This is a genomic window from Nitrosopumilus sp. b1, assembly GCF_014078545.1.
GTDB lineage: Archaea > Thermoproteota > Nitrososphaeria > Nitrososphaerales > Nitrosopumilaceae > PXYB01.
In genome coordinates, this window is sequence record NZ_MU078717.1 from 72,174 (window position 1) to 97,891 (window position 25,718).

General features: G+C 38.6%; 34 protein-coding genes, 1 tRNA gene and 1 pseudogene. 26 read left to right on the forward strand and 10 right to left on the reverse strand.

The window, feature by feature from the left end:
• Positions 1–263, forward strand: a pseudogene (locus C6988_RS11165) (signal recognition particle-docking protein FtsY); the annotation flags it as partial.
• Positions 260–1,165: an ornithine carbamoyltransferase gene (argF, locus tag C6988_RS04455; protein WP_182133858.1), complete on the forward strand. Its 906-nt coding sequence runs from the start codon at positions 260–262 to the stop codon at positions 1,163–1,165. The pseudogene C6988_RS11165 and the gene argF, both read left to right, overlap by 4 nt.
• On the opposite strand, the gene C6988_RS04460 is transcribed toward argF, so the two are convergent.
• The gene (locus C6988_RS04460; protein ID WP_182133859.1) at positions 1,166–1,453 is read right to left on the reverse strand and encodes a hypothetical protein; all 288 of its coding nucleotides are present in this window, start codon (positions 1,451–1,453) and stop codon (positions 1,166–1,168) included. It lies immediately after the preceding gene.
• A gap of 117 nt (positions 1,454–1,570) precedes the next feature.
• Here C6988_RS04460 and C6988_RS04465 point away from each other — a divergent pair, with 117 nt between their 5' ends.
• The 15 genes from C6988_RS04465 to C6988_RS04535 all read left to right on the forward strand — a co-directional run bounded on the left by C6988_RS04465 (position 1,571) and on the right by C6988_RS04535 (position 11,479).
• Positions 1,571–2,311, forward strand: coding sequence for a hypothetical protein (locus C6988_RS04465; RefSeq protein WP_220463408.1), 741 nt, complete (start codon positions 1,571–1,573; stop codon positions 2,309–2,311).
• Between the two features lie 111 nt (positions 2,312–2,422).
• Positions 2,423–2,905, forward strand: coding sequence for a 50S ribosomal protein L18 (locus C6988_RS04470; RefSeq protein WP_182133861.1), 483 nt, complete (start codon positions 2,423–2,425; stop codon positions 2,903–2,905).
• A gap of 1 nt (position 2,906) precedes the next feature.
• Complete coding sequence (locus C6988_RS04475) at positions 2,907–3,563, forward strand: 30S ribosomal protein S5 (protein ID WP_182133862.1); 657 nt, start codon at positions 2,907–2,909, stop codon at positions 3,561–3,563.
• 6 nt (positions 3,564–3,569) lie between these two features.
• On the forward strand, positions 3,570–4,037 hold the full coding sequence (locus tag C6988_RS04480) for a 50S ribosomal protein L30 (RefSeq protein WP_182133863.1): 468 nt from the start codon (positions 3,570–3,572) through the stop codon (positions 4,035–4,037).
• A 1-nt stretch (position 4,038) separates the two neighbouring features.
• Positions 4,039–4,464, forward strand: coding sequence for an uL15 family ribosomal protein (locus tag C6988_RS04485; RefSeq protein WP_182133864.1), 426 nt, complete (start codon positions 4,039–4,041; stop codon positions 4,462–4,464).
• A complete protein-coding gene (gene secY, locus C6988_RS04490) occupies positions 4,457–5,887 on the forward strand; it encodes a preprotein translocase subunit SecY (protein ID WP_182133865.1) in 1,431 nt (476 codons plus the stop codon). Before C6988_RS04485 ends, secY begins: the two co-directional genes overlap by 8 nt.
• On the forward strand, positions 5,865–6,452 hold the full coding sequence (locus C6988_RS04495) for an adenylate kinase (protein ID WP_255464245.1): 588 nt from the start codon (positions 5,865–5,867) through the stop codon (positions 6,450–6,452). The genes secY and C6988_RS04495 overlap by 23 nt, the downstream gene beginning before the upstream one ends.
• Before the next feature lie 2 nt (positions 6,453–6,454).
• Positions 6,455–7,075 (forward strand): EMC3/TMCO1 family protein, encoded by a 621-nt coding sequence (locus tag C6988_RS04500; protein WP_182133867.1) that lies wholly within the window; start codon positions 6,455–6,457, stop codon positions 7,073–7,075.
• On the forward strand, positions 7,072–7,632 hold the full coding sequence (locus tag C6988_RS04505; protein WP_182133868.1) for a cytidylate kinase-like family protein: 561 nt from the start codon (positions 7,072–7,074) through the stop codon (positions 7,630–7,632). The genes C6988_RS04500 and C6988_RS04505 overlap by 4 nt, the downstream gene beginning before the upstream one ends.
• Positions 7,629–8,642 carry an RNA-guided pseudouridylation complex pseudouridine synthase subunit Cbf5 gene (locus C6988_RS04510; protein ID WP_182133869.1) on the forward strand — a complete coding sequence of 338 codons (1,014 nt, stop codon included), beginning with the start codon at positions 7,629–7,631 and terminating at the stop codon, positions 8,640–8,642. Before C6988_RS04505 ends, C6988_RS04510 begins: the two co-directional genes overlap by 4 nt.
• A gap of 10 nt (positions 8,643–8,652) precedes the next feature.
• The gene (locus C6988_RS04515) at positions 8,653–9,099 is read left to right on the forward strand and encodes a hypothetical protein (protein WP_182133870.1); all 447 of its coding nucleotides are present in this window, start codon (positions 8,653–8,655) and stop codon (positions 9,097–9,099) included.
• Between the two features lie 58 nt (positions 9,100–9,157).
• Positions 9,158–9,258, forward strand: a tRNA-Ser gene (locus tag C6988_RS04520).
• A 42-nt stretch (positions 9,259–9,300) separates the two neighbouring features.
• Positions 9,301–10,596 carry an NAD(P)/FAD-dependent oxidoreductase gene (locus C6988_RS04525; protein WP_182133871.1) on the forward strand — a complete coding sequence of 432 codons (1,296 nt, stop codon included), beginning with the start codon at positions 9,301–9,303 and terminating at the stop codon, positions 10,594–10,596.
• Between the two features lie 23 nt (positions 10,597–10,619).
• Positions 10,620–10,883 carry a hypothetical protein gene (locus C6988_RS04530; protein ID WP_255464227.1) on the forward strand — a complete coding sequence of 88 codons (264 nt, stop codon included), beginning with the start codon at positions 10,620–10,622 and terminating at the stop codon, positions 10,881–10,883.
• Positions 10,884–11,095: 212 nt separating this feature from the next.
• The gene (locus tag C6988_RS04535) at positions 11,096–11,479 is read left to right on the forward strand and encodes a ChuX/HutX family heme-like substrate-binding protein (RefSeq protein ID WP_182133872.1); all 384 of its coding nucleotides are present in this window, start codon (positions 11,096–11,098) and stop codon (positions 11,477–11,479) included.
• Here C6988_RS04535 and C6988_RS04540 read toward each other — a convergent pair.
• Positions 11,464–12,432, reverse strand: a complete 969-nt coding sequence (locus tag C6988_RS04540) for a 2-hydroxyacid dehydrogenase (protein ID WP_182133873.1) — start codon at positions 12,430–12,432, stop codon at positions 11,464–11,466. The two genes, C6988_RS04535 and C6988_RS04540, sit on opposite strands and share 16 nt — an antisense overlap.
• A gap of 51 nt (positions 12,433–12,483) precedes the next feature.
• On the opposite strand from C6988_RS04540, the gene C6988_RS04545 reads away from it, so the two are divergent.
• The 4 genes from C6988_RS04545 to C6988_RS04560 are packed head-to-tail and all read left to right on the forward strand — an operon-like array spanning position 12,484 to position 16,017.
• Entirely contained in the window at positions 12,484–12,621 is a 138-nt protein-coding gene (locus tag C6988_RS04545; protein ID WP_182133874.1) for a hypothetical protein, read from the forward strand.
• Positions 12,622–12,671: 50 nt separating this feature from the next.
• Positions 12,672–14,579, forward strand: a complete 1,908-nt coding sequence (locus tag C6988_RS04550) for a 2-oxoacid:ferredoxin oxidoreductase subunit alpha (RefSeq protein WP_182133875.1) — start codon at positions 12,672–12,674, stop codon at positions 14,577–14,579.
• On the forward strand, positions 14,569–15,528 hold the full coding sequence (locus C6988_RS04555; protein WP_182133876.1) for a 2-oxoacid:ferredoxin oxidoreductase subunit beta: 960 nt from the start codon (positions 14,569–14,571) through the stop codon (positions 15,526–15,528). The genes C6988_RS04550 and C6988_RS04555 overlap by 11 nt, the downstream gene beginning before the upstream one ends.
• 54 nt (positions 15,529–15,582) lie before the next feature.
• A complete protein-coding gene (locus tag C6988_RS04560; RefSeq protein WP_182133877.1) occupies positions 15,583–16,017 on the forward strand; it encodes a hypothetical protein in 435 nt (144 codons plus the stop codon).
• Here C6988_RS04560 and C6988_RS04565 read toward each other — a convergent pair.
• The 4 genes from C6988_RS04565 to C6988_RS04575 form a co-directional block, all read right to left on the reverse strand.
• Positions 16,010–16,546: a hypothetical protein gene (locus tag C6988_RS04565; protein ID WP_182133878.1), complete on the reverse strand. Its 537-nt coding sequence runs from the start codon at positions 16,544–16,546 to the stop codon at positions 16,010–16,012. The genes C6988_RS04560 and C6988_RS04565 overlap by 8 nt on opposite strands.
• A gap of 34 nt (positions 16,547–16,580) precedes the next feature.
• Positions 16,581–16,709 (reverse strand): hypothetical protein, encoded by a 129-nt coding sequence (locus C6988_RS11170; RefSeq protein ID WP_255464228.1) that lies wholly within the window; start codon positions 16,707–16,709, stop codon positions 16,581–16,583.
• A 78-nt stretch (positions 16,710–16,787) separates the two neighbouring features.
• Positions 16,788–17,336 carry a hypothetical protein gene (locus C6988_RS04570; RefSeq protein WP_182133879.1) on the reverse strand — a complete coding sequence of 183 codons (549 nt, stop codon included), beginning with the start codon at positions 17,334–17,336 and terminating at the stop codon, positions 16,788–16,790.
• Positions 17,337–17,396: 60 nt separating this feature from the next.
• Positions 17,397–18,167 (reverse strand): coenzyme F420-0:L-glutamate ligase, encoded by a 771-nt coding sequence (locus C6988_RS04575; RefSeq protein WP_182133880.1) that lies wholly within the window; start codon positions 18,165–18,167, stop codon positions 17,397–17,399.
• Positions 18,168–18,346: 179 nt separating this feature from the next.
• On the opposite strand from C6988_RS04575, the gene C6988_RS04580 reads away from it, so the two are divergent.
• From C6988_RS04580 to C6988_RS04590, 3 genes are all read left to right on the forward strand, one after another.
• Positions 18,347–18,730, forward strand: a complete 384-nt coding sequence (locus C6988_RS04580; protein WP_182133881.1) for a VOC family protein — start codon at positions 18,347–18,349, stop codon at positions 18,728–18,730.
• A gap of 78 nt (positions 18,731–18,808) precedes the next feature.
• Positions 18,809–18,952, forward strand: coding sequence for a hypothetical protein (locus C6988_RS04585; protein ID WP_182133882.1), 144 nt, complete (start codon positions 18,809–18,811; stop codon positions 18,950–18,952).
• A 79-nt stretch (positions 18,953–19,031) separates the two neighbouring features.
• Positions 19,032–19,271 (forward strand): hypothetical protein, encoded by a 240-nt coding sequence (locus C6988_RS04590; protein ID WP_182133883.1) that lies wholly within the window; start codon positions 19,032–19,034, stop codon positions 19,269–19,271.
• Here the strand turns inward: C6988_RS04590 and C6988_RS04595 are convergent.
• The 4 genes from C6988_RS04595 to C6988_RS04610 all read right to left on the reverse strand — a co-directional run bounded on the left by C6988_RS04595 (position 19,244) and on the right by C6988_RS04610 (position 23,753).
• Entirely contained in the window at positions 19,244–21,016 is a 1,773-nt protein-coding gene (locus C6988_RS04595) for a hypothetical protein (protein ID WP_182133884.1), read from the reverse strand. The two genes, C6988_RS04590 and C6988_RS04595, sit on opposite strands and share 28 nt — an antisense overlap.
• On the reverse strand, positions 21,013–21,639 hold the full coding sequence (locus C6988_RS04600) for a hypothetical protein (protein WP_182133885.1): 627 nt from the start codon (positions 21,637–21,639) through the stop codon (positions 21,013–21,015). The genes C6988_RS04595 and C6988_RS04600 overlap by 4 nt, the downstream gene beginning before the upstream one ends.
• Positions 21,640–21,676: 37 nt before the next feature.
• Positions 21,677–23,287 carry a PEFG-CTERM sorting domain-containing protein gene (locus C6988_RS04605; protein WP_182133886.1) on the reverse strand — a complete coding sequence of 537 codons (1,611 nt, stop codon included), beginning with the start codon at positions 23,285–23,287 and terminating at the stop codon, positions 21,677–21,679.
• A 178-nt stretch (positions 23,288–23,465) separates the two neighbouring features.
• The gene (locus C6988_RS04610) at positions 23,466–23,753 is read right to left on the reverse strand and encodes a hypothetical protein (protein ID WP_182133887.1); all 288 of its coding nucleotides are present in this window, start codon (positions 23,751–23,753) and stop codon (positions 23,466–23,468) included.
• Between the two features lie 204 nt (positions 23,754–23,957).
• Between C6988_RS04610 and C6988_RS04615 the strand changes: the two genes are divergently transcribed.
• Both C6988_RS04615 and leuD read left to right on the forward strand, forming a co-directional pair.
• The gene (locus C6988_RS04615) at positions 23,958–25,229 is read left to right on the forward strand and encodes a 3-isopropylmalate dehydratase large subunit (RefSeq protein ID WP_182133888.1); all 1,272 of its coding nucleotides are present in this window, start codon (positions 23,958–23,960) and stop codon (positions 25,227–25,229) included.
• A complete protein-coding gene (gene leuD, locus C6988_RS04620; protein ID WP_182133889.1) occupies positions 25,226–25,708 on the forward strand; it encodes a LeuD/DmdB family oxidoreductase small subunit in 483 nt (160 codons plus the stop codon). The genes C6988_RS04615 and leuD overlap by 4 nt, the downstream gene beginning before the upstream one ends.
• Positions 25,709–25,718 lie beyond the last annotated feature (10 nt).

Here is a 25,718-nt window from a genome sequence, read left to right on the forward strand (position 1 = left end):
AACCAAAACCAAAACCAGAACCAAAACCCGAATTAGATAGCGATGATCCATTTGACGGAATTGATACTAAGGATATCAACAAGTATGCCGACATGTATGATGAGCCGCCTCCTGAGAGTGATGCTCAAGCAAAAGAGCTTGCCTCAAAGATTCGTAAATGGATCGAAGATGGAAGACCAAAACCCGGTGAAGAGCCAAAGAAACAAGACGATGCAGATAAATCTAAAAAGAAACGCTCTCTATTTGGTAGATTTAAGAAATGAAATTAAAAACAAAAGATTTTCTCACACTGGATGAATTATCAAGCAAAGAGCTTTCACAAATTATTGATCTTGCAATAAAATTAAAAAAACAAAAAAACAACAAAGCAAAACCATTACAAAACAAAACACTTGCAATGATATTCCAAAAACCTTCTACTCGTACACGAGTAAGCTTTGAGGTAGGAATGTTTCAGTTGGGTGGAAATGCATTGAACCTGTCACCAAACGATATGCAAATTTCTCGAGGTGAATCTGTACAGGATACAGCAAAAACCCTATCTGCATATGTTGATGCTATAATGGCTCGAGTCTTTGAGGATGACCTACTAGAGGATCTTGCAAAAAATGCTACAGTTCCAGTGATTAATGGATTATCAAACTCATTTCATCCATGCCAGATATTGGCTGATCTTATGACAATCAAAGAAAAGAAAAAGAAACTTTCCGGATTAAAGATTGCTTGGATTGGAGATGGCAACAACGTATGCAATTCACTCCTTTATGGATGCGCACTAAGTGGAATTAACATCTCTGTTGCAACACCAAAAGAGTTCCAACCTGATTCTGCAGTGGTAAAAAAATCAAAAAGCAAAACTCAAGTTGAATTAACAACTAATCCAGATGATGCAGTAAAAAATGCAGATGTGGTGATGACTGATACCTTTACTTCAATTCATAATTTAGATAAAAAACGCGTTAAAAAATTCCTGCCAAAATATCAAGTCAATTCTTCCTTGATGAAAAAGGCAAAGAAGGATGCAATCTTTATGCATTGTCTGCCGGCAAAGCGAGGCATAGAAGTTACCGAATCAGTAATTGATGGTCCTCAATCCGTTGTTTGGCAAGAAGCAGAAAATCGTCTGCATTCTCAAAAAGCACTTTTAATTTCTTTGATAAAATAATTAATTTGTATGCTCTAAAATTTTAATAAAATCAGAATAGTCTTTTTGTTCTCTGAGCTCGCCAAGGTAATCGTTTATTTTTTCAAGAATTTGTTTGTGTGCATTTCCGTAAATGTCCTGAATTACTCGTTTGAAATATTCTGGATTCTCTAGACAATCCGTAAAATAAATTCCGTATTCTGATTCCAGTCTGTTTTCAACTTCTCTATACTCTGCCTTTCCAAATTCATTTAATGTTCTTTCAATAATGACTGCTACGAGGGCTCTTTTTACGGTGTAGTTTTCCATATCTCAAATTATTATGTAAATGCTTTAAACATATCTCACATTTTAATAATGAAGAATCATATTAAATGCCGATTGCAAAAAACTAATCTTGAAACTTTTCAATTTCAATGGTTACTAGTGGCAATACTTGCGCTACTTGTATCAATAAACACGATTGCAAATTTTCTTGATATGAATACTACCATACTTGTTGGAAACATTGTGTATGTTCCAGTAGTGTTACTCCTGGTTTCAGTTAGCGCATTTACTCTGATAAAATTAGGCCATGATGGAATGCACGGAATAGCATGGATCTCTTTACTTATCGCATCATCATTATGGCTAGTTGCTGAAGTAGTGTGGATTTTTTACGAGATGGTATTGCAGGTTGATCCTTTTCCATCTCTAGCTGATGTGTTCTATTCACTTGGATACCCATTTCTGTTTGTATTTATGCTAGCATACATCTCGCCAGTGCGAAAAGGAATCACAAAAAGTTCTTTGTCAATTGCAGTCTCTATTTCAGCAGTAATCCTGTTCTTTGGATTATACCAAACAATCGACTCTTCAATCGAACTGGATTCTCTTGATACATTTTATGCCATTCTGTATCCCGTCTTGGATTCGATTCTGATAGTTCCTGCGATCTTGGGTATCTCTCTGTTCTTCTCTGGTAGGGTCAATTTCATGTGGACAATGGTGTGCTTTGGGATACTGTCTCTCTTTATTGCTGATACAATCTTTATGTATTCGCAAATGGATGACACATACTATACAGGACACCAGATTGAGATTTTATTTTATTTTAGCTATGTTTTGATTGCATTTGGAGTGTATGATCAAGTGCGAATTTTTGGTCAAAAAAATAAAATCCAATGATAGAGTAACAATCTTGCCTTGATCTGTCGAAAAAACATCGCACACGATAAAAACCTACGAGGCCGTATCACTTTACGTTTATAAGAGCAGATTCAAGTTTTTGCCTTATAGATGGCCTATTCGCAAATATTGAGAAGACTACGGGAAGAGAAGACTAACTACCGAAAGCGTAAAACCATGTTGATGGGAAAGCGTCCTTTCATTACTGTTCAGATTACTAATGAGAATACCCAAGTCCAAATTCATACACCCGAGATGACTGGTGATAAGGTCATAGCATCAGCACATTCACATTATCTATTAAAAAAAGGCTGGAAAGGTTCACGCAAAAACATTCCAGCAGCATATCTTACAGGTTATCTTGCAGGAAAAAAAGCAGTAGGAAAAGGTTCCAAGTCTGCAATACTTTACACTGGTACTAGACGTTATACTCAAAGAATGGCGGCAGTACTCAAGGGAGTAGTTGATGCTGGTTTGGAGATCCCAGCTGATCCTGAATCATTTCCACCAGAGGAGAGAATCACAGGACAACACCTTACTGTAAAAAATGACGTTAATCAATTCAAATCACAAATAGATTCTGAGGTAAAATAAGATGAGTCAAGTCCAAGAGAAAAAAGATTCAGACCGAGGTGAACGTAGAAGACGTCCAAGAGAAGAAGAAGAGGTTTGGGTGCCAAAGACAATACTTGGACAAAAAGTTGCATCAGGACAAATCACTTCACTAGAAGAAATAATTGAAAGCGGTGATAGAATTCAAGAAGCTGGCATTATCAAAAAATTACTTCCAGATTTGAAAACCGAAGTCGTAGATGTTGGAATAATTCAAAAGATGACATCAAACGGCCAATCAACAAGATTCAAAGCAATTGTTGCAGCAGGAAACGGAAACGGTTGGCTAGGTGTTGGTCAAGGAAAATCTAAACAAATGAGAATTGCAATTGAAAAAGCAAACAACCAAGCATATCTTAATGTCAGTCCAATCAAATTGGGATGTGGCAGTTGGGAATGCAGATGTGATCAAAAACATTCTGTTCCATTCAAAGTAAGAGGAAAAGGTGGAAGTGTTACAATTGAAATTTTACCTGCACCACGTGGACTAGGTCTTGTTGCAGGTGGTAAAATTAAACGACTATTAGAATTGGCAGGACTCAAAGATGCATGGACAACAGCATACGGCTCCACTACAACAATGAACTCCACTTCTAAAGCACTACTTGAATGTCTAAGACAAACATTCAGTCACGGATGATGAGAAATGGCAAAAGCATATCTTGTTGTTAGAATCAAAGGTCAAGTCGATGTTCCATATTGGGCAGAGCACACACTCAAACTACTCAAATTAGAAAAGAGATACCGCGCAACTATCATTCCAGCTAAAGAAAATACCTTGGGTATGTTAAACAAAGTAAAGCATTATGTTTCTTGGCAAGAAGTCGATACAGGCTTGGCTAAGGAGTTGTTAGACAAAAAAGCTAGAAAGTCCGGCTACAAAAAGATAACATCTGAGGACTTGGGAGAGATTGGCTTCAAATCAATTGATGAGCTTGCAACATCTTTGGCAGAAGGCAAGACATCATTAACTAAACTAAAACCCCTAAAACCTTGGTTTGCTTTGGCACCACCAAGACATGGATTTAAGAAAAGCACAAAGCGCATGTCTGGCCAAAAAGGAGTTTTGGGACAAAACAACGAACTTGCTACAATTGTGAGGAACATGATATAACATGGCTACTCGCTTACGAAAGACTAGAAAATTTAGAGGCTCTAGAAACCACGGTTGGGGTCAAGTCGGGCAACACCGTGCAAGTGGACACAAAGGAGGACTAGGTGTCTCAGGACAACTAAAGCATCATTACAGCGGAATGCTCAAGACAGACCCAGATCACTTTGGTCATGATTCTACTGTTCCACCTCACCCAACTATAACAAGAAAATGGGCTAGCGTCCGTGATCTAGATGATCTATTTACAAGATATGGAAAGAAAGAAGGGGAGAAAAAAGTAATAGATCTACAAGGAAATGGATTTGACAAGCTGCTAGGCGGAGGTAAAATTGCATCTGCTTATACTGTCAAGATAAATCGTTTTACTGCATCTGCTGAAGAAAAGGTCAAACAAGCAGGAGGCGAGGTGTTAGCAGATAATGGCTGAGGGTTCAGCTACTGCGTTTATACGAAAAATGGTAATGGTTGCAGAACCGTATCTGCCCCAAGTACCAAAACCAAAAAAGAAACTACCTTTACCAACAAGACTCCTTTGGTGTGGTCTTGCACTTTTAATTTACATGATAATGGGACAAACCCCATTGTTTGGAGCAACGACTCCAGAATTTGATTTTCTTGCATTTGCAAGAGTTATTTTTGCATCCCAACAGGGAACTTTAGTTGAGCTTGGAATAGGGCCGATAGTCACAGCCGGACTTTTGATGCAGCTCTTGAGAGGTTCTGAAATTCTCAAATTTGATTTCAAAAAACCCGAAGAACGTGGTGTATTTCAGACTGCAACAAAGATTGTAACATACATTGTAATCGTTGTAGAGTCTGCAGTATATGGCATGGCCGTGTATGGCCCAGGAATTTCTGATCCTAGTGTACTGTATATTATCGTAGGACAACTAATGGCTGCCTCAGTAATCATCATGTTTCTTGATGAGCTGATCCAAAAAGGATGGGGTCTTGGAAGTGGAATCAGTCTATTCATTATGGCAGGTGTTGCTCAACAAATTCTATGGAGCCTCTTTAGCCCATTGCCTGCTGGTGATGGAGGAACGGTAGGAATTCTTCCATACATTGGACAATCAATAATGTTTGGTGACTTGTCAAATGTATTTTTCCGGTCAAATCAACTTCCTAGCATATTTGGAATACTCTTGACGGCAGCGGTGCTGTTAATCCTAGTATACACACAGGGTATGAAGGTAGAGATTCCAATCGTGTCTACAAAGTACAGGGGATTCTCAGCAGTGTACCCAATCAAACTAATGTATGTATCAAACATTCCTGTAATTTTAGCATCTGCACTTACCGCAAACGCGGTCTTTATCGGTCAGATGTTTTGGGCCAACTTTAATCCGCGGAATAATAATTTCTTTATGAATATTTTAGCGCAATTTGATCCCACCAGTCCGTCCACTCCAATCGGCGGAATCCTATACTATGTTACACCACCAAGAGGACTAGATGTCGCAGCACTTGATCCTATGAGAGCTGTAGGATATGTCTTGTTTATGATTGGAATTGTTGTGGTGTTTGGAAGATTATGGGTAGAGCTTGGAGGTCTGTCTCCAAAGAGCGCTGCTCAAAACTTGTTAGATGCAGATGTACAGGTACCTGGATTTAGAAGATCAAATAAACCCGTTGAGGCACTCCTTAATCGATACATTCCTTCTGTTACAATTATTGGTTCAATGATACTTGGAGCGTTGGCTGGAATCTCTGATGTTCTTGGCGTATTTGGTTCTGGAATTGGAATCTTACTGATGGTAGATATTCTGATCAACTACTATAATCAACTTGTAAAGGAACAGGTCGAAGTTGTAATGCCACGGCTTGGTGCGTTGCTTGGTAGAAAGTAAAAAAGTCGTAATGGTTGGCATTCCTGGTGTAGGCAAGACTACTTTGGTATCAAAGATAGTAGAAATTCTTAATGGAAAAAACAAGAGCGTCAAAGTTGTTAGCTTTGGAACTGTCATGCTAGAAGAAGCCAAGAAGAATGGATGCAAAGACAGAGATGATTTGAGAAAGCTTACTACTGAAGAGCAACAAAAACTACAACGAATTGCTGGTGAAAAGATTGCAGCAATGAATGAAGATTTGGTAATTATCGATACTCATGCATTTATTGTTACTCCAGCTGGATTTTATCCAGGTCTGCCAGATTATGTGATGAAGATTATCAAACCATCAAATTTTATCACAGTGTCAGCAAGACCTGAGGAAATTTACAACAGAAGAATGAAGGATGACACCAGAAATCGTGATATCATTTCAATTGATGCAATTAAAAAGGAACTTTCTGTGCAGGAATCCATGGTCTCTGCATGCAGTGTGTTGTCTGGCTCACCGATGATGACTGTGCTAAACCGCGAGGGAAAGATTGAAGAAGCTGCTGAAACCGTAATTAATGCAATAGGTCTGTAAAAATGGAATTTAACATACTACTATTTCTTGAATCAATCTTTCTACAAGGTGATCTCTTTGGAATTCACCAGGGCCCATTAGGTAGTGCAGATCCAATTGTAAAAGGAATAATCCCGTCAATGTTTGGAATTTTGGGATTTGCTTTGTTGCTAAATCTCTTTAATGCTGGAGTACGCAAAAAATTGGTAGACCAAGTCAAACTAAAGCGAATCATGAAAGAGACACGTGCTTGGCAAAAAGAACGAATGGCTGCATTTAGGGCAAAGGACACTGCAAAACAAGCAGAGCTTAACAAAAAATCTGCATACATGAACAAAATGAACATGGAGATGATGCAGATGAACATGCGACCAATGATGATTACATTTGTTCCATTAATTTTGATATTTTACTTTGTTTTGCCTCCATTATTCTCCTACACTGTTGCACTATCCCCAATTCCACTCAATGTGATTCCCGGTGACTTTTTCCAACTAACATGCACTGCAGCTCAAGCAGTTGACTCTGAACATGTATGTCCTAAAGAAAACGCAATTTACTTTTGGGCTTGGTACTTTTTGTCATCTATTGCGTTTAGTGGCATAATCATGAAAGTTACTAAAACATCGATGGGTCTCGATTGACCAAATCTGTTATCATCTCTGGCCCTCCAGCAGTTGGTAAAACTACTGTTGCTTTAGCCCTTTCACAAGAGTTTGATCTGAAATATCTTAGCGGTGGCGACGTTCTAAAGGAGATTGCAAAGGAGCAAGGATTTGTTGCAGATGGTGATGACTGGTGGGACAGGCCAGAAGGAATGAAGTTCCTATCGCAAAGGGAGCAAAACTATGATTTTGATAAAAAAGTCGATGAGCGTTTAAAGAAATTATTCTATGAAGGCGGTAAGGTGATAACAAGCTATACTCTGCCTTGGCTTGTTGATGATGGAATCAAAATATGGCTTGCAGGTTCTCATGAGAACAGTGCAAAGAGAATGCAAAACAGAGACAACATGGAAAGAAAGGAGGCATTTGAAGTGACTCGGAAAAGATATGATAAAAACAAAATTCTCTACAAAAAACTGTATGATTTTGACTTTGGGTCTGACACCTCGGTATTTGATACTGTGATTAACACCGATAACCTAAATGCGCAACAAGTAATAGAGATTGCAAAATCAACTGTACGTGAGCTACTATGACACTAAAACAACTAGAAAATTTACTAGAGATTGATCAAGACCTAACTGATAATGAATACGGTACATACTATGACAAGCGTTCAATAGAGCAGCTACTCAACTATGGACTGATACTCTTAGACAAACCACCAGGTCCAACTAGTCACGAAACAGTCGCATGGACTAAAAGAATTCTAAAGATTCCAAAGATTGGGCATAGTGGAACACTAGATCCTATGGTGTCTGGAGTATTGCCGCTTGGATTAGGCGAGGCAACAAAAGCATTGGGTGTTTTGTTGTTTGGACCAAAAGAGTATCATGCATTGGGACGACTCCACTCGTTACCATCAAAGGATAAGCTAAATGATATTCTATCAATGTTTAGGGGAGAAATTTTCCAAAAACCACCACAACGCTCATCGGTGTTGAGAAGAACAAGAACAAGGAACATCTATGAGCTAGACCTGCTTGAGCAAAAAGAGAGATTGATTCTGGTACGTGTACTGTGTGAAGCTGGAACTTATATTCGAAAATTATTTTACGACATTGGCGAAATTTTAGGTCCAGGTGCGTCAATGATAGAGCTTCGAAGAACTAGAGTTGATCAGTTTACAGAAGAATCTGGATTGGTTACACTACATGAGCTTGCTAACGCATTTGCATTATGGGAAGAAAAAAAGGATGATTCAAAGCTAATCAAGATGATTAGGCCAATTGAAGATGCATTAAGTGAAATTAAATCCGTAGTTATTCGTGATTCAGCAGTTGATGCACTGTGTCATGGAGCACAACTTGCTATACCTGGAATCTTGCAGGTCTCCCCTGATCTAAAGAAGGGTGACTTTGTTGGGGTGTATACACTCAAAGGCGAAGCAGTTGCCCTGGCAGAATCATTATACAGCGCACACGAAATCAAAGACGGAACAAAGGGATATGCGTTTCAGACAAAACGAATCATCATGGCACCAGGTACGTATCCAAAGAGATGGCACTCAAAGCCTAACCAACAAATAAAAACTGAATCAGAATAGAATTTCTTACTTGCTTCCTAAAGGACTAATCATTGCAACAAGTATTGGAGTCTTTGCTGCAGTAGTATTTGGCTTATTCTTTGCAGAATTGAAAAATGAAAATCAACTAGTCTTTGTTGAAGGTCCTTCTTTATCACTAGTAACAGAAAAGACTGATTTTAAAAAAGGCGAAGACATTAAGATTAGAATTGTAAATTCTGGCACTGTACCAATTACATTTTCTGATGCATCATATGGACTAAAAATCACACAACTAGACACCATAGAGTTGTACTCTCCAACTGCTGCACAAGTAGTATCTACATTAGAACCCAAAGACGAGGTGACAATCACTTGGGATCAGATAAAAAACGACGGAGATGCGGCACTTGAGGGCTTGTACAAGATAATATCAGAAGGCAGAGATTCAGAACAAAACAAAATTTCAAAATCAATAACTGTTCATATCCACAAATAGTACAAATCAAATCCTTGCCAACCTATTATATAATGAAATAATCTGTCTCAATGACAGTGCCGGGGTCGCCTAGCCTGGTAGGGCGCGCGCCTGGAAATTGATAACCATAAAGCGCGTTCTCGCAAGGGAACGGGAGTTCAAATCTCCCTCCCGGCGCCATTTTCATAATCAATTAATTGCTTGTAAGTTACTCTCATACCATTGGAAAAATTTGATGTAGCAATTATCGGTGGGGGTATACTTGGCACTGCAATATCCTACTGGATTTCATTACTTTATGACCTCAGAGTTTGCGTAATTGAAAAGGAGAAAAATGTTGCAAGACATACTAGCAGCAGAAATACCGGCGTTGTCCATTCTCCATTTTATCTTGATCCTGCAAAGCGAAAAAAATCTGCACTGACATCACTGATATCCCATGATTTATGGGAGACTATGGCAAAGAAAAAAAATCTTCCATGGCTTCAAGTCGGAACAATTGAGGTTGCATTAAACGAATCCCAACACCACACCCTTGAGAAATATCTCAAATGGTCTGCAAAAAACGGAATACCTGAAGATCAGACTCAACTTTTAGATGATAAAGAACTAGAGAAAAAAGAACCAAACCTCAAGGCTTATTCTGGATTATACTGCTCACGTGATGTTTCCACTGATTACGGCTTGTTTACAAAGGAGCTCAAAAAGGAATCAGAAAAAAATGGAACCCAGTTTCTTTTTGGTAAGAAACTCGAGTCCGTCACAGTAGGAACTGATTCCATCCTTTCATTTTCAGATGCAACAACACTTGATGCTACATTGACAATTAACTGTGCTGGGGGAAATTCACTTGATATTGCAAAAAAGTTTGGTCTAGCAACAGAATACGATGATCTGCATTTTCGAGGAGAATACTGGATTGCTGATTCAAATTATTCTAATCTGGTTCAGACAAATATCTACACTGTAGCTAGATTTTCTGAATTTCCCTTCTTGGATCCCCACTGGATAAAGCGCTCAAACGGAACAACTGAGATAGGACCAAACGCAGTTCCGGTAGCGACACCTGAGACATATCTTGGGTACACCGGTGATATCGGAGAGACAATTGACAAAGTAAAAGAGATCATCTCGGGAAACGTCAAAAAATTGTTGTTAAATCCTGACTTTTTGACTTTGATATCAAAGGAGTTTTTGAGCTCAATCTCAAAGACTGCAATGGTTCATCGAGTTCAGGAATTTATTCCAAAAGTAAAACCAGAATACTTTACCGAACATGGCACTGCGGGTATTCGAACACCAATTATTTCTGAGAAAGGAGAGTTTGAAAAGGATATCTTGGAACTTTTTGGAAAAAACTCTTTTCATATTGTAAACTATAATTCGCCTGGTGCTACTGGTGCTCCTGCATATTCAGCACTCGTTGTAAAGCAATTACAGGAAAAAGGACTATTGAAGAGCTCTACAAAACAAAAGAGCTCCTTTTGGAGCTTTGAGGATATTATCAACCAAGCTTAATATCATATAAAATCAGAAATGATATGATGTTTCCTGACAAGTGCTCAGTAAAGGAAGAGGGACGAAACTGTCTTAATCCTCCAGAATTTGTTATCTCAGTTTTGGTAGAGGATGGGGAATACATGGTCGGAGTCACATGCAACAGGCACAAGGGGGCAGTATCAGGAAAAATTCAGATATTACAAAATGAAGGAAAAATTCCAAAGGGAACAATTAATTTTTCAGAGCTAAAACCAGTTGGTACTGACTGTATCAAGGGTAATGCTGATGATTTGATTCAGCTGTAATTTTGAAAATTTCATGTGTAAAAAATACACAAACAATTCTTCGCTATCTTTTACTTTAGAATAATTCTATGATATAATGGCAGGGAAGTTGTGTTTTTGGCAACTTGTCTGGTCCTATCTAATAAGGTTAGGTAGTTTTGCCTTTATGGCAACTCTACCTTCTTATTGATTTTGAAAACTAAATTCAAATATGTTCTTGTAATAGGAAACAAATGTTAAAACAACTTCTGGAAGACATTCTGAAGATTGAGGATGTACTCTTTGTTGTCAAGAGTAATGGTGCAACTGCTGAGATTCGAAGTAATATACTAGGAATCAGGCAAAAAGACCAATGGATAACAATTGGCGAGAATGATGGACCTTGTCATATGCATCTTAATGATACGATAGTAAAATCAGCACAGTTTGTCACAGAGGAAAAACCTGAAAGAACTAGCTTTAGTGTGCGATTCTATGATGAAAAAGGTGAAAGAATTCTTGGAGCTTTTTTTACAAAGATGTATGATGAAAAGATGAATCTAAAGCACGACAGAAAAAAACTCTATGATTTCCTTTCTCAAAAATATGGTACAGAAATGATTTACTTTACAGAGTAGATTGGGTTTTTTCCTGCAATTCCACGATTTAGATTCTTAACCGTAATTTCGGCCATCTTTGCTCTTGTCTCTGCAGTTGAGCTTCCAATATGTGGTGCTAGTACAACGTTTTCAAGTTTTAACAATGGATTTTTGGAATCAATTGGTTCGTTTGTAAATACATCTAATGCTGCACCTGCAATTAATTTCTTCTTTAATGCAAAGATAAGATCTGATTCATTGATTATCTTTCCTCTTGCTGTATTGACAATGTAGGAATTTTTTTTCATTTTTTTCAACAACGATAGATTCACCATCTCATTTGTTTGAGAATTATGCGGTACGTGTAATGACACTACATCTGATTTACTGAACAATGAATTTAACGTTGAATATTTTACTCCTAGTTTTTGTTCTACTGATTTTGATAATCTATTCCTATTGTAATACATGACATTCATTCCAAATGCTTTAGCTCTTTGTGCCACAACTCGTCCGATTCTTCCAAGGCCTACAATTCCAAGTGTCTTTTTTGAAATGTCTACTCCCACATAGTCATATGCACCATAGATTACTTTCCAATCTCCTCTGCGAATTATTCTGTCTCCTTCTGTGACTCTGCGCAATAGATCTAGCATCAATGTAATTGCCAAGTCTGCAGTTGCATCAGTTAATACGTCTGGAGTGTATCCTATCTGTATTCCTCTTTTTTTGGCATAATTGATATCAATATGATCATAACCTACACTGTACGTACTGATTGCATGCAAATTTTTTGCAGCATCAATTACTTCTTTGTCAATCTTGTCATATGGAAAACATATCAGTCCCTCAACATTGGCAATTTTTTTTAACAGTTTTTCCCTTGGTATTGGAATTTTACCCGAATGCACCTCGATTGAATATTTTTTACGTAATTCCTTTAAGGCAAATTCATGCAGCCTTCTGGTTAAAAACACACGTTTCTTACTCAATGTTCATACCTCACCTTAAACCATTTATAAGATTCCGCTATATGGAAATTAGTGGTTTCTGACAAAGAAGAGTTTGCAATCTGTGTGGAATGCGGCAATTCAATTGAAAAATGTCAGTGCGTTTGCCCTTTTTGTGGAGAACGTGACAAATGTGAATGTGCACTGTTTGATGCAGCAACAGGCGGTTAGTTCATTTTTTTAACCATATTATTAATATCTAATAAAAAGCAAATCTTCTTGTGACTACTGATATTTCTTGGTTAATTGGTGGACCGCAAGGTAGTGGTGTAGAATCTGCAGCAAATGTTTTCTCACGAGTTTGCGCACAATTAGGATACCAAGTCTTTGGAAAAAGAGAATTTTATTCAAACATCAAAGGTGAGCACAGCTATTTCACTGTCCGAATTGCCAACAAAAAAATTCATTCAAATGTCAATGATGTGACCTTGATGGTCTCCTATGATGCAGAGACAATTTTTCGTCATGCTGATGAGGTAATGAAGGGTGGCGCAATCATCTATGATTCAGATCTTGATGCATTAACAACTGATGATGTACATACTCTGGATTCTCCATTTAAGAACAGGTTACACGAGTCTCTAAAATCAAAAAATAAACCCTTTACAATTCCTGGAATTTTGGAAACAGCAAAAGAGCGAGGTGTAAATCTTTACCCAATTTCATTTAAGAGCATTCTAGCAAAACTAGCTGAAGAAACACAGAATCCAAAACTAAAAGGTTTGATCAGAATGTATAATGTAATTGGCGTGTCTTTATCTCTAGGACTACTCAAAATGGAGACCAAATATCTCATCGAATCTATCGAATCAATCTTTGCAAAAAAACCAAAGGTTGCAGAGATAAATGTCCAAGCAGCAAACTATGCATACAATCAAGGAACCACTTTCACTGGATTCGATTATTCATTGCCAAAAGTTCCTAAACAACCCCATACCATGCTTGTTCAAGGTTATCAGGGCACAGCGATTGGAAAGATGGTATGTGGATGCAGATTCCAACCATACTATCCGATTACCCCGGCATCTGATGAGAGTGTGTATTTAGAATCAAATGAATTGCTTGAAGTAAATGGTGACAGACCAGGCTCAACTCTTATTGTGCAAAGTGAAGATGAAATTTGTGCTATCGGAATGACGTTAGGTGGTGCAGTTACTGGCACTCGTTCTGCAACATGTACATCTGGTCCTGGATTCTCACTGATGGCAGAAATGATGGGGTGGTCGGGAATTAACGAGGTACCAATAGTAGTGACATCGTATCAGAGAAGTGGACCATCAACCGGTCTTCCTACAAGACATGGTCAAGATGATCTCTTGTTTACGATTAATGCAGGACATGGAGAATTTCCCAAAGTTGTTTATGCGTCTGGTGATATTGAAGAGAGCTTTTATGATACTGCAAGATGCTTCAACTATGCAGACATTTACCAGCTTCCTGTAATTCATCTAATGGACAAGTTTTTGGCAAGTTCTGTTATTACATGTCCTCGATTTGATTCAGAAAAAATTGAGATAAATCGCGGAAAGTTACTAAACGAAATAAAGACTGATGATTACAAAAGATTTGAGCTAACACCCGATGGAATATCTCCAAGATCAAAACTTGGTCTTGAGGGTGGTGTCTTTTGGAACACCGGTGATGAGAGTGATGAGTATGGCCACATCACAGAAGATCCAATTATGAGAAGAAAAATGATGGATAAACGCCTAAACAAGTATGAAAAAATCCTCAAAGAGATACCTGATGAGGAACAAGCAGTATCCTTTGGTGTTCATGAATATACTGTGATTAGCTGGGGCTCTGCTAAAGGACCTGTTCTTGATGCCATTGACATGTTAAAACAAGAAAACATCAATGTAGGATTTGTCCAGATCAAATTGCTAAATCCTTTCCCAACTGATTATGTTGATTTTCTATTAGAAAAGGCAAAAAAGATTATTGATGTTGAGGCAAACCATACTGCACAACTAGGAAAATTATTTGCTCAACATTTGCACAGAGACCCTGATAATTATATCCTAAAGTATACTGGCAGAGCAATGACTAGCACCGAAGTATATGCTTCTCTTAAAAAAATCATCAATGGAACTGCAGAAAAAAGGGAGATCTTAATGCATGGCGCTTAAACTAGCAGACTACAAGACAGATGTCCACAATGACTGGTGTCCAGGCTGTGGTGACTTTGGTATTGTAAATGCAATTCAGATGGCACTTGCAGAGATGGGAATACCGCGACATAAAGCAGCACTATTTTCTGGAATCGGTTGCTCAGGAAAGACATCACACTTTGTTAATGTTTATGGAATTCATACTTTGCATGGTCGTGTACTTACATTTGCACAAGGCGCAAAGCTTGCAAATCCTGGAATGACCGTTCTTGCTGCAGGTGGTGATGGTGATGGACTAGGTATTGGTGCAGGACACTTTGTTGCAGCCGGACGAAGAAACATCGACATGACCTACATAATATTTGATAATGGCGTCTATGGATTAACAAAAGGACAAGCATCTCCTACTCTAAAACTAGGTGAGAAGACAAAATCATTACCAACACCTAATACGAATTACAATGTTAATCCAATTGGGTTGGCAGTAGCTAGCGGTTTTACCTTTGTTGCAAGAGGATACTCATATGATGTAAGGCATCTCAAGGACCTAATAATTGCAGCAGTGAAACACAAAGGATTAGCATTTTTAGATGTTCTTCAACCGTGTCCAACATACAATGATATCAATACAAGGGATTGGTATTCTGGAGCAGACATCAAAGAAGCACAGGAGCGACACTCTAGGATATACAAGCTTGAAGATACTGGATACGAACCAGTCGTTCATTATTCCTCAGAAGCAGAATTAAACGAAAAGCTTAGTCAGGCTTTGATAAAATCCCTTGAATGGGGAAATAAAATTCCTATAGGAATTTTTTACAAAAACGAGTTAATCACCCCGTATAGTGGTAGAATCGAGGATAAGATTCCAAATTATGTTGAAAATCCGCCATCAGATCAGATTATTTCACGCAATGGCAAGCCGACTACTGATGTTACTAACCTGCTTGATTCCCTAGAGGTATAGGTTCACGTTTACCCAATGAATTATTAGCAAGTTTCCCAAAAGACAGAGTTATCATTGAACATTACTGATGCAAATAAGATATTTCGAAAATCAATAATCAAGGGTTTTTTTGAACCCCAACTGGTTAATCTTGATTTTAAAAAATCTAACATCAAGCATCCTGAAATACCTGATGACGGTCTAATGCAATTTGAAATACTACACATCTTCTTTGATGTGGAAACTGGCTCTGATTATCCTGATGGTGATGAGTGGTTTATTGTTGATTATCTGTTCCCTCATGATATGAAATTACCTGATTCTCTGAAAGGAACTGATTATTTTACAACTATAGCAATTGAGGATGGCAAAAACTTTTGGCATCATCGTGAATTGATCAGATTCAAGTACGGAAAATCAAAAAAGCTTGTAGAGTCTTTGGAATTTTTAGAAACAAAATACAAAGAACTTCATTCTATGCTAAAGCCTTTAGAAAAAGACATCAAGTAACCATCTTCCATCCATTATTTTGGAAAACGAATTTTTTGTCTTTAACAATTGCTTGATTTAGTCTCCAACGCTTTGCTGCTTCATCAAATGAATATGAAATTTTATTTACATTTTGAGGTAATTTTTCGGGATCTAGGTGATATGGGAGTAACTCAATTACAAAATCAATCTTTTCTACTGCATTGTTGTACCATTCTCTATCATTTGCATCCAAAATAAACTGAATATCTGGTTTTCCTGCAAAGTTTATGATAATTTTTAATGCATTTCCACTTCCTCTTCTTCGCTTCATCTCTTTGAATAACGCTTTTACTTTCTCCCATCTTCTAAAATCAAACCAATTGAAAAACTCCTCTGAAAAAGCCAATGGAATGTTTATCTCAAACATGCTGACAAAATTTTCATCATCTTGTTCTATCTCTTCTTGTGTTACGTTAAATCTTGAATTAAGATATCCGTATACAACTTCTACCTCCCAAGGTGAAATTCCATAATATCGTAAATGTGAATCTAAAAATTCATCAGGCATTCTTTCTAAATCTAAAAATTTCTAATTAAAGGTTCTAGTCTGTCTTTTTCTTTTTTTCTATTTGTTCGCTCTCAGTTTCTGCATGAACTTCGAGATGATCATATAACGCTTCTTTTGATTCAAAAATCTGCTCACAATAGTAGCATTGATGATCAAGTGACATTATGATATTAGCATGCATCTCAATTAAAAATCTTGACAAAATTACTATATGAAAGATGGAAATTTTATACCTAATCTTCTAAATTGTGTTTAGATACTTCCAAAGATAGAATAGTCCTACCGTGCCAATCATAAACAACATTGGCTTCCATGCAAATACTGGAATGCTAGGGGTTGCTAGTTTTACTTTATAATTCTCAAAAACAGCTGAGACATACTTTCTGATTCTTGCATTCCAAATTTTATAATCTACATTATGACGCTTTAGCATCTCTTCAACTTCATAAATTACTGGTGTTCTCTGAGAAAACAAATGTTGCAGGTAATCTCTAGAAACTTCTACTTCTGCATGAATTGCAATCAATCCTTTCTTTAGCTCTACAAATCTTACATGCATCTCCCATGGTTTTTTGAGCTTTAGATTCAAACCATTTCCTATCTGTGATGGCTGTTTGTGTTCAAATTTTACTTTGGTAAATCCTTCTGCAGTAAAAATTTTCATCAAATCATTAAAGCTCTTTTTTACTACAATGTGGAGCTGCTCTACTCCCTCTTTGTCTACCTGTATGCTCTCTTTGATTCCATCTAGAAATGATACAGTTTTGGGATATTTTGTAAGATATTCCATTATTTTTCCGTAAAAAATCCCATATTTAAAACAGTTTGACTTTGAATCCCAAATTTCCAGTCAATTAGAGTTTCCAAGACCTCTGACATACACGCATTGGTCATGAGAGATAGCAACTTCGTTTGGGTCTATGCGTCTATCAGTTAGCTTTGCATTTGAGTTTCTAACGATGGCAATAGGCCTTGACTCTCCGCCCTCTCCCATCTGATGATTTGCAATTGATGCTAGATTGTCAACCACTGCTTGAAATGTAACCTTTAGAGGATTTCCATCAAGATCTTTTTGAGCCCTCATGTCGTTTACCGGTTCAATTCCTGCACATGCAATGGCAACCCCGGTTGTTCCGACACGTGCTGGCATTAATCTACTATCTACTAGTATCACTCCGACATGAATCAGCAAATTCAAAAATATCTTGCGCCGTAGATCTTCTGCAATTTTGTAGGGATTATTTGGATAGAGAATTACTTTACCTTTCTTTGCATTTGATTTATCTATTCCAGCATTTGGTGCCATGATGTTATCTGCAGATGTTATAACAAACCCTGCAATTCCACCAAAGATATGATCAGACTCTCTAAGAATTATCTCTGAAACTTTTGGTTGGATCTGAAATTTTTCTGAAACCTCAACTCCATGTTTTGAAGGTTTTACCTTGTTGATATCGATGATTCTGCCTTGGGCATTTGAAACAAATTTACTTGAAATAACTAGTACATCACCATCTTGAAGCATCAAATCATTTTTCTTTATAGATTCTATAACTACTTGGTACAGATCAAAGACAGAATCCATCCTTTCGGTCTTTACTGTGAGTACTGTTAGAGCCATGAATATTAAAAAACAGATGTACTTTTTATCCTTCTGAAATTATTGATTTCTCCATTCCACGCACAAAATATTACTAAAGCAGTGACTTTGCCGCACTTTGAATCAATAAACTATAGTGCTCAGAACTCATCGTAAAAATTTGGCAAAAACGTTATGAATCATCATGATTTTCCCATTTCATGAACAAGGTAGTACACTTTGAGATACCATACGATGACCAAGATAGGGCAACAAAGTTTTATCGCGAGGTCTTTGGGTGGCAGATAACAAAGTTTCCTGACATGGATTATCATCTTGCAATCACTACTCCTAGTGATGAAAAGACAGGTCCAAAGGAGCCAGGTGCCATAAATGGTGGAATGCTCAAAAAGGACCCAACAGGTGAACATCCTCTGATAGTAATTGATGTCCCATCCATTGATGATCACATCAAAAAGATTACAGAGTCTGGCGGAAAGGTGGTGATGCCAAAGATGGAGGTTGGCACTTATGGCCTCTATGCAAGAGTGTCTGACACTGAAGGAAACGTTATCGGAATCTGGCAGACATTGGGCCCCTGCTAATTTTTTTATTTTATTATTTGATAATAGTAAGCTGTTCAGCTTACGCATTCCTATGTATCGCCCATTGATAGATACTCCATGGAAACAAACACAAAAGAAAGCACCTGGAACAAAATGGTGCATGCCCCATTCAAGAAGGTCGTAGCCTTTGATCTCATATGTATGGGAATTGGCGTCGTCATCGGAATGGGAATTGGCGCATTCTTGATTGCCGGACCTTAAGCCTGTAATCATGAATTTCTTTTTTTACTCAGAAAACTGTAAAAGCATCAAAAACGTACAATCTAGAATGCTTTACTCCTTGGCATTTGCAATTATTGGTATTTTTAGCATATCATTTCTTTCTGTATCGTATGCAGAAGAAATTTCTATTCAAGAGTGGGACATTCCTACTCCAAACTCCTCACCACACGACGTAGTAGTGTCTCAAGACGGAACAGTATGGTTTACCGAAATTGCAACAAACAAAATTGCAGTTCCAATGATTGCTAATTTGTACTGTAACTTCATCTTCTATTCTCCTTGCTCATTCATGCATTGATGCATTCGAGTATTCCATGCATTTGCAATCTCTTCACTTGGAAATTCCGGAAAAATGTGATCAAGCTCATCACATTCCATGCTCATGAAATCCTCTGCAGTAAAACCATAATCATTCGATTGTGTAGGCTGGTTCTTTCCATAAGTCTCGCAATGATGACTCTGCAAATGTCTCACAATCCACTCCTCAGCTATTTCGTATCGATGCTGTTTGTCCTCATAGCAGTGAAACTCGATGTATTGCAGATTGTATCTATTATCAAAGTAAAGGTTAAGCCTTGCAGAAAATCCCTCATCGCCTCCTGCATGGTATGACACATGATCACTTTTCACAGTAGGATACACATCTCCATATCGAAGATAAAATGCCTCAATGGCTGGATTCTTCATTATATCTTCAAGTGTAGAGTGGGTAATGCGGCAGACTTGGACGCAATATTTTACACAGCCAACATCTGGATATGCAGGATCGTTTCTGCATGGGGATTCGCACTCATTGTATGCACCACCCATCAGGGAGCACTGCAATGGATCCTCAAGATTGATGCACTCTTTTGATTCTGAGAGCCACTCTCCATTGTATATTCCACACAAGTCCCTTGGAAGATTATCCGTTGCAGGACCGCCAAGTCGCAATGCTGCCCATCCCCTCTTGAGCAGCTCACCCTCTGTCTCAGGATACACACATGCAATCATCATTCTGTCTAGTCTTGGCACTGCATGATATCCATCACGGCACTGTATCTCAGAGAGTGCAGCGCCGTTTTTGATTTGCTTTAGTGGAGGAAGAGGCTCGTGCAGTTTTGTTATGTCTTCGTTTTGTGAATAATACAAATAGACATCAAAATGGGAATGATCTTTTGTCTCATCAACCCACTCATGGAACCTGTTTTGGTTTAGCGAATCTATCATCTCTTGCTTTTTTTGCTCCATCCATGTTTCCCCCTTGTACTTGTAGAAGAGCTCTGTCTGGTCTGGGCTGCATGGAACTATGCTCTGCAATTCTTCATTAAAGCACGGATGGGAAGACTCTGTCAGTATTGGAATTGTAAAGCTGATTTGCTCCACCGAACTTGCATCAATCCTTGCATCCTCTATGGTAACTATCAGCTCATGCTTTCCTGAAAGAAAGACTGGGCCTTTTATTTTTGGGATATCATACTCTGGCGGAGTGATTCCAGCAGCAATTGATGCAGTTGTGCCATAGTATGTGGTGCACTTCCATAGCTCATCCTCTGGGCATCCAGATATTGACTGTATGATAATCTCTAGTGTTCCGTCTGGTACATCGTAAATGTTTCTTGCCAAGAGGTCTCCGTCTTTGCTAATCTGCAAGCGTAAAATGACATCAGTTGCAGTCTGGTTTGTCAGCTCATCATATACCCTGATGATTAACTCTCCCTCTTCTGGTGCATCTTGCGTATATGCTGCAGAGACTGCCACTCTGGGTGTTTTTTCTTGGGAAAAGTCACAGACCTGATAGCACTGTGAAGTGCACACCATGTCTGCATTGTCATCGGGTATTCCCCTGCAACTGCTACACTCTATGTAGGAACCATCAAACTGCTTGCAGTAATTCTGGAATTCCTCTTCATTCTCATAGCTTGGATTCTCGCATTCAAGCTTGGATGGAATCCAGTTTCCAAATTTTTCCTCGCATATTTCCTTTGCAGAGTCTGCATAGACATCATGAATCGGCAACAAGAATGCTAGTCCTGCAATGATTGCTATGTACTGTAACTTCATTTTTTCCTCCTAGCTAGAATAATTACAAACAATCCGACAATTACTATGGAGCCTGCTAGCGTCCACCATCCAAGCGAGTCACCTAATGTCTCTCCTTTGGAAAGTGATTCGCGCTGCTCTGAATCCGTTGGAATCTTTTGGATTGAATCATCTATTGCATCATTAACCACGCAAATGCCCCTCACAAATTCAGAATTCTCTGGACACAAGCTGTCCTCAATGACCCTTGATACGCCAGATAGGATTTCAAACTGTAAACCCGTGTTTGTATCATTGTTTTTGATAAGATAAAACAAGACTCGCTGATCTGCCTCATAGGGATATGTATGGACAGACATTGCGTTTGATTCACGAGTAAAAAATCCCGCTACCGTAATTGTGTCGCTGCCTGAATTTTTCAAATATTCTTCCACATGAATCTCATAAATCGCTACTCCAGCAGTCTCTGAGAAAAAATTCTCCGCCCTCGTAATCACTGGCTCTGTTATGATGTCTGCAGTAAGGATTGTTCCGACCAGTACTGTGTCCGAATTATCAAAGGTATACTGTGGATCCTGATAAGGCACTGCAGATGCAGCACCTGTGATGCCTGCAAGGAATAGTAAAATCAGAAAATACTTCATCCACTAAAGCTCCAAAGTAGGAGCCTCATAAGTTATTCTAAGCTCTTGTCCCTAAAGGTCCGAGTTTTCTGGCAAGAATCACTATTGGCAGAATAGCTGCACCCAAAAGCAGCAGCGCCATTTGCCCAAATTCCGGTATTGCACTTGTTCCAATAATCTGAACTGTAGTGATATCTGAATTGCCCTTGATGTTTACTATGGCCACATCCTTTCTTTTCTCGACAGAGCTATTCTCCCCTAGGTCACCATTGAACACAACTGAGAGATCACCATCAAGCAGCCTGTGGGGAAATTCAATCTGGAAGCTTTTCTTTGCATCTGTAGTATCTACCTGAACTGTCATTGTCTTTTTTTGCTGGTCAAACTCCATTGATAATGGAACAGAGCAGTTGCCCTCGACTGTTACCGGAATGTCCTCACCATTCCATGTATAATGATACGTCTCTGTGTTTGTCATACGGTATCCAATCCTTTGCGTATCCTCAAAGCCATCATATTGTGCGCTAAACACCACATCATACTCACAGTATGTCCTGTCACTCAGGTCAAGCTCATGCGTTACAAAGCCGTTCTCATCTGATGTCTTTTGCACTGCTTGTAGTAGATTTTCATTGTTTTCCTCATCTATTCCATAAACCAAAATTGACATTGTGTGATTTGCCAAGACAGACGAATAGTAATGTCCCTTGATTAGCTGTATCTGAAATTCTCGCGGCTCGTCTTTGTGGAAGAATCGATATTCCCCTCGCAGTTTATCCATTGAAGCTGGAAGAAACAGCGTATTCATGGAGCCGGGCTTTTCTCTTATCTCAAACTCTACTTGCTTTATTCCAGAAAATTCCAGTGGTCCCCCGTGCAGCCCGTGCACTGATAGCTGTAAGGTGTATGTTCCCGGAGCTATCTCCCTTGGCGGGGTCAGCTCACCAACAAATCTTTCTTTTTGCTTGTCATAGTTTCCAACTGGTGAAAAGTTTGACTCACCCCACGGTGCGATATAATCTACTCTGCCAGTAACAAACATCTCAACTGGATTTCCGTCTTTATCTGTAATTTCAACTTCATAGAATCCTAATTCATCAGGATAAATGATATCTTGCAGAAATTTCACATCTTTTACAATAAACTCTGGTTCCTGTGTAACATCATTAAGATATGCAACCTGTGGGTCTGCAAAATCCAACAGAGTAGTAGAGCTGCAACTGGAAACAGTAGGTGTTTGATCCCATGGGCCATGACCAACTACTAGATAGCTCTGGTTTGCCTCGAAATTAACACCGCAGGATGCACTGCTTTGTGAAGTCATGATGTTTATTGTACCAGTTCCAAAGGGGATTCCCTTCCAAGAATCTATGATGTCTAGTGTGACAAGATAGGATCTCTCCTGCGTTATGATATCCGATACTGTTCCTGAAAAGATTACATTTCCTTTTTCTTTGTAGTCATCATGAATCTTCCATTCAGCTGCACAGCTGCATGCAAATGCATGTGGAATGATATCAGTACATGTTCTGTCTCCGTCTGACATTCCTGGAAACAACCCTTCCTCGATACACTTGCCAATATAACTCCAGTCAACTAATGATAGCATCATTGATGAGGAAAATCCCACTGCAACTAGCATGATGAAAATTTTGATGCTCTTATTCAATGGATGATGACTTGATTCAGATATTCATAAGTTATTCTGCTCTTTTATCGCGGTACTAGCCAGAGATTTGTGTTCATGGTGTATACACCACCAGATATATCCTCATACTAGTATACTTGGCATACTAGGACTATTGACCAAAGTTTTCATTTTGGGTGGGTGTTTTCGCACGCCTCAATTACTTGTTTAGAATTGTGATAAATCTATCAAATAACTCCATTTTCGGCACAAGACTCAGCTCACTGTTTACTGCATGAACCAGTCTTTGGTATTTGTCTCCCAATACCTGCTTTAGTATTGCATTTACTGCCTCTGGATTATCAAGTGAGTCATCAAATGTAAGGCTGTTCTCTTTTAGTGTGTGTTCTATCTTTGATAGGGATTTGATATCGATATCAAGAATTGACTTTTCAAGCAGAGAGGATACGACATCCTTGTACACCTGCATGTCTCTTGCCCACGCCAATATGATACATTGGTAAAATCACCTATTATTACTGGGGGAAATTTTTTGGGATCATCAGTACCAATGTGGAAAAAACAATGCATAGATCCTAACTCGAGAATTTGAAGAATTTTTGAGCAGTTGCGTCACATATGAGGGATTTCATATGTTACACTCTAATAGATTCTGAAAAGCTTTTAATCTGTAGATTAAGCTTTTTTGAACGTGAATATCACTGAAAAAATTCTAGCTAGGGCATCTGGAAAGGACAGATTAGCGCCAGACGATGTAGTCTTTGCTAATGTGGATAAAGTAATGGTACATGACGTATCTGGTCCGGGAGTGATCAAGGTATTTGATAAATTAAAGAAACAAGGAATTAATGTAGACAAGCTATGGAATCCAAAAAATGTCTGGGTTGCAGAGGATCATTTTGTGCCTTCGGCTGAAAAGGTCTCTGCAGAAAATATTGTAAAATTATCAAACTTTACAAAAAATTATGGAATTGAACGCCATTTCAAATACGGTATGGGTCAGTATGGAATTTGCCACACCTTGTCCCATGAAGAAGCAATGGTTTTACCCGGCGAGGTATATGTTGGAGGCGACTCTCATACAAACACCACGGGAGCACTAGGTGCATTTGCATGTGGCCTTGGACACACTGATGTAGCTTATGTCCTGTTACATGGAAAAATCTGGTTTAAGGTTCCAGAGACTGTTTACTTTAAGCTAAACGGAAAGCTACCTGATTATGTGATGGCAAAAGATCTAATTCTCAAAATAATTGGCGATATAGGAACAGATGGTGGAGCATATCGCACCATGCAGTTTGGCGGTACTGGAATATCTGAGATGTCAGTCGAAGAGAGACTGACTCTAACTAACATGACAACCGAAGGTGGCGCTAAAAACGGAATTATCGAACCAGATCAAAAAATCTATGATTATCTAGCACAACGTGGTGCAACAAATTACTCGCCCGTAATGGGTGATGATGATGCAGAGTATGCAGAGACATACGAGTATGAGGGCTCTGAGATGGAGCCAATTGTTGCAAAACCCTTCTCACCAGAAAACATCTGTGTTGTAAGGGAAGCACCTTCTGTTGATCTTGACAAAGCATACATCGGCTCATGTACTGGTGCAAAGATGGAGGATTTGGAGGCTGCTGCAAAAATCCTCAAAGGAAGAACAGTAAAGATCAGGACAGAGGTTCTACCAGCTGCAATATCGATTTACAAACGCGCAATGGAAAAAGGTCTTATCAAAATATTTCTTGATGCAGGCGCAACTGTTGGACCCCCAACATGTGGAGCATGCTGTGGTGCACATATGGGAGTATTAGCAAAAGATGAAATCTGCATTAGCACTACAAATCGAAACTTTCCTGGAAGAATGGGGCATGTGGATTCACAAACGTATCTGTCATCTCCTATGGTTGCAGCAGCATCTGCAGTTACTGGAAAGATTACTGACCCGAGGGATTTGAAATGAAAGGCAACGCAATAAAATATGAACGTGACAACATAGATACCGACGTAATAATTCCTGGTACTTATCTTAAGATTCATGATTATGCAGAGCTAGCAACACACGCAATGGAGGGAATAGATCCTGATTTTCACTCAAAGGTTAAGGATGGTGATTTCATTGTTGCCGGAAAGAACTTTGGTTGTGGTTCCAGTAGAGAACACGCCCCAATAGCATTATCTCACTCTGGAATAAAGGCAGTCTTGGCTCCAACCTTTGCCAGAATTTTTTATAGGAATGCAGTTGATGGCGCATTTTTACTACCAATTGAAATTTCTGAGGAAACCTACAAGGATATCTCAGACGGGGATGAGCTTGAAATTAACACTGCAAAAAATGAGATTAAAAATATCACAAAAAACAAAGTGTATCAAATGAAACCTTTCTCAGAACTAATTGGGAAAATAATTGAGGCAGGTGGCCTCTTCAAGTATACTCCATAATCTGAATATC